2 protein-coding genes are annotated in these 3,713 nt (G+C 58.0%); one reads left to right on the top strand and one right to left on the bottom strand.

From position 1 onward, the window contains the following. On the bottom strand, positions 1 to 674 hold a 674-nt coding region (locus K1Y02_25905), incomplete at its 3' end, for a hypothetical protein (GenBank protein ID MBX7259816.1). Positions 675 to 1,916: 1,242 nt separating this feature from the next. On the opposite strand from K1Y02_25905, the gene K1Y02_25900 reads away from it, so the two are divergent. Then, a partial coding sequence (locus tag K1Y02_25900; protein ID MBX7259815.1) for a hypothetical protein occupies positions 1,917 to 3,713 on the top strand: 1,797 nt, incomplete at its 3' end.

Below are 3,713 nucleotides of genomic sequence, written 5' to 3'. Positions count from 1 at the left end.
CGGAGCGGGTACGACGCGAGGGCTGCAAATACTGTGGATACCACGGCCAACGAGATGGCCGCAGCCGGATAGTGCATCCAGGCCGTGCGCGCTGGTAAGGGGAAGTACCACCGGTAAGCGCGAATCTGCAGCGCGAAGGTGAGTATGCCCAGGCCAACGTAAAGCGGTGTCAGCCACCATTCGGGTGTGACGAATCCGCGCCGCAGCGCAACCGCTATCATGCGATCCCACGCGAAGCCTTCAGCGGTGTGCCCCGCAAGGACTGCCATGATGGGGCCCGGCAATGCGACGGGGATGGCGGCCAAGGCGAGCGCAAAAGCGAGCCGCGCCAAGTCGGGGCGAGCCGTCGGCAGGCGTGCCGCCGTGGCGCGAAGCAGGTATGGCCATAACCATCCGGCGCAGGGGAATACGAGCATCCAATGGACGGCTTGGACTTCGGTTTCGGCGTTGATCACGGAGAAATAGTAGAGAAGAATGGAGGCCCACGCTTCGGGAAAGGGCATCGGCCATCCCGCGCGGCCGTAGTAGGTGAAGGTGTAGTACCAGCCAAGACTGAAGGCCACCGCCAACCAAATGAACAGGGTCGCAGCCCAGAGTACGGCCCTTCTCGTCTTCGAAGCTGATGGAGTCGCTACGCTTTCCTGCAACTCGACGCTTGGCTGGTTTGTGATCAAAGCTGTCTACGCTCCACGGAGGATACGCGGGATGGGATCAGTCCGGATTTCTCACGAGCACCCACCGACGGGTCTCGTATGTCATGGGCATGCTGGATGACGGCAAAGGACGTGGAATTTGTCTGAAGACTGAGCATGTTCGTGAGCAATCCACATGGCAGAACCTCACGGTCTTGCACGCGAGCAAGTTCCAGGCAAGGGTACAAACGCTGCAAATGAAGGGATGCGGGCAAGTCTCCTTGCGGAGTCCCGCCCGCATTCCAGCGTAAAGATGATTTGCGATTATTCGCAGCCGAGGAAATTGCCAAGGAAGCCAAAAATGGCGTCAAGAATGTCGCCAAGAATAGGTACTTCGGCAAACGCGCTGAAAATGCCGCTGATAAGGTCGCAAAGTGCCATGGTGTAATCTCCTACTTGTTGTGCCCGTTGCCAACACGGCGCGGGTCCAACCCTAGTGTCCCCCTTGAGAGTACTGCCGGTGCCTCCTTGGGATGAGGGACATCTTTTCATCTCAAGGAATCGAAGCACCGTCCGACTGGAAGCTAGACAACGCTTCACAAGTCCATGGAGTAATACCCCGAGGCAGGAATTGCGTTACAGCGCAGAGAAAATCGTGTTGTCAGCGCGGGACCAGACAAAACACGGAAAGGGGCGCAAAAAGGGACACGGGCGGTCCTCCTAGTGGAGTCCCGCCCGCATTCCAGCGTAGAAATATTCGAGCTTGTGTGATGGCTAGGCGCAGCCGAGCACGTTGCCGATGAAGCTCAGGAAAGCTTCCACAAGGCTGCCCAGCACGGGCACGTCTACCAGCGGTCCGAAAATGCTCGCAATGATGTCGCAAAGTGCCATGGTTTGTTACTCCTACTCTCTTACCCCTTGCGCGTTGGCTCAGGGTAAACCCAGATTGTCCCCCTCTACTGTTTTTCGCGCCTCCTTGGAGCGCGGGACACTTTGTCGCTCCAAGTCCCTATCTGGCGCGTGACCCTGGAAGCACCTTCGTGTCCAAAGCCACCAAGTAGTACATTGCAGGGGAAATAATGTTACAGAACAGGCAAAAGGTCATCAGAAGGGCGATTTTAGCAAATGTGCGGTTATTATTAGTAAGCGCATTTAGAGATAATCTGCATTCTTGGAATGGACGTTGAGCCGCCCTGGCTTGCTTCATCCCACTTCGCAGAGCTATCGTCGTATAGTCGCCGGGCGGAGTTCCGTTGCCGCTCGTGCGCGCAAGGGGGGAAGTTCATGCACGTCATCTCATTTCGAGTGTTTACTCTTGTACTCCTAAGTGGTTGTGCGGCAATAGCAAGTGCCGATCAAACCAGCGAAATTACGCCTTTCAAGAATCTCACCTTGGAGATGTCGTTAAAACCGTTCAAGGCCGTCGATGAGGCGTCCATCAGGGCCACAGCAGCCGAGGCATTTCAGGGCTGGATGCCGCTCATCCGGCACGCGGACCAAGTCTCGGTACTGCTCTGGACGGCGGACGGTTCGGAGATTCTCGATTACCGGGGGTCGATGGATCTCCCCATCGAGTGGGCGAAGTATATCGGGGGAGCCAACTCGAAATACGCGCCGGGTGAAGGACCCGAGTCGTTGTCGTTACACGAACGGCCCTATCTCTATATGGAGAATCCTCCCGTCATCACATACGGGACGTTGAAGCGCATCGTGGAGGTGCTGCGGGAAGTGGGGATATCCGTTACGGGCAAGCCGGTTCGCGTGGGGGCGACGTTTGACCCGGGACCCGAGTTCGCGTGGTCGTCGTTTAAGTACCAGCGGCATCCAGAGATATCCCAGGGCAACGCGATGGGAAAAGGCACTTTCGTTTCCTGCTATGCGCTCCTGCACGAGGACAAAACAGCCTATGCCGCTTATCCCGATGGCATCCCCGAGGGGACGCCCTTCGGAACCTTCTTCGGAAAGCAGAGCCAGCATTTTCTGGGCGATCTCGGGTTCGACTATTTGTGGCTCTCGAATGGATTCGGATTCGGACTGGAACCGTGGAGCCTGACAGGGGACGTGTTTGACGGGAAACGCTTCGACACAGTCCTGGTAGGAGAAGTGAGGGAGAAGATCCTCGGATTCTGGAAGACGTTCAGGGAAGGCTGTCCCGACTTTCCGCTTGAGACCAGGGGCACCAACCTGTCGACCGGCATGGACTTGTCGGCGGATGGGGTGTCGCTGCGTGACATTTACAGCGGCGGATTCAACATCGAGCCGCCGCCGAACTCGCCGTGGGCTGCACTGGACGGCGACTACGGGTTAGAACTGGTTGGCTACATGTCGCGGATGGCCGAGTTGCCCGGGGAGACATATCCCTTCCGCTTCTACACGCACGACCCGTGGTGGCTCAACAGTCCTTGGCTGGATCGATACGGGCGGGAACCGCACGACATCTATCTGCCCATGTCGGTGGCGCGTATCGACGCAGCGGGCGCGGTGAAGTTACCGACCTCGCTGGAGTTTCTGACGATTGACGATTCGTACGGGAACATGCCGGAGCAGGTGCCGAACGAGGTGATTCCTCACGTGTTGGCGGCGCGGGCCGACTCGCCGGATGCGCCGGGACCGTTCGTGTGGGTGTATCCGTTCGACGAGTATCACGACATGACGTTTGCGGCGGAATCGCGCGCGGGCGAAGTGTTCTTCGGAGACTGGTTCATTCGACAAGCCATCAATGCCGGATTCCCGCTGAATACGGTCGTCTCGACGGGAAACCTCGTGAGGATTCTGGAGACCAACCCAGGAGCCTTCGGAGAGTCCGTCCTGGTTTCCATCGTCCCCGACGCTGGAACCGCGTTAGAGAAGACGTTGATGAGCTTCGTGGGTTCGGGCGGCCGGGTTCTGCTGTATGGTCCGCTCGATCATGCGAGCGAGGGTCTGCTTCAAGCGCTCAACGTGGCACTGGCCGAACCTCTCGCAGGAGATTTTGAAATTGAGTTGCGCACGAATATCGATACGCTTGGCGGCGGCGCCTATCCTGCCCAAACAAAGCACGATTCATTGATAGGAGGAGGCGGTATTCGCGCGACGCTACGC

The sequence above is a fragment of the Candidatus Hydrogenedentota bacterium genome (genome assembly GCA_019695095.1).
Classification (GTDB): Bacteria; Hydrogenedentota; Hydrogenedentia; order Hydrogenedentales; family SLHB01; genus JAIBAQ01.
The sequence above is the reverse complement of the archived record's forward strand: the minus strand, read 5'-3'. Positions and strand labels throughout refer to the sequence as shown.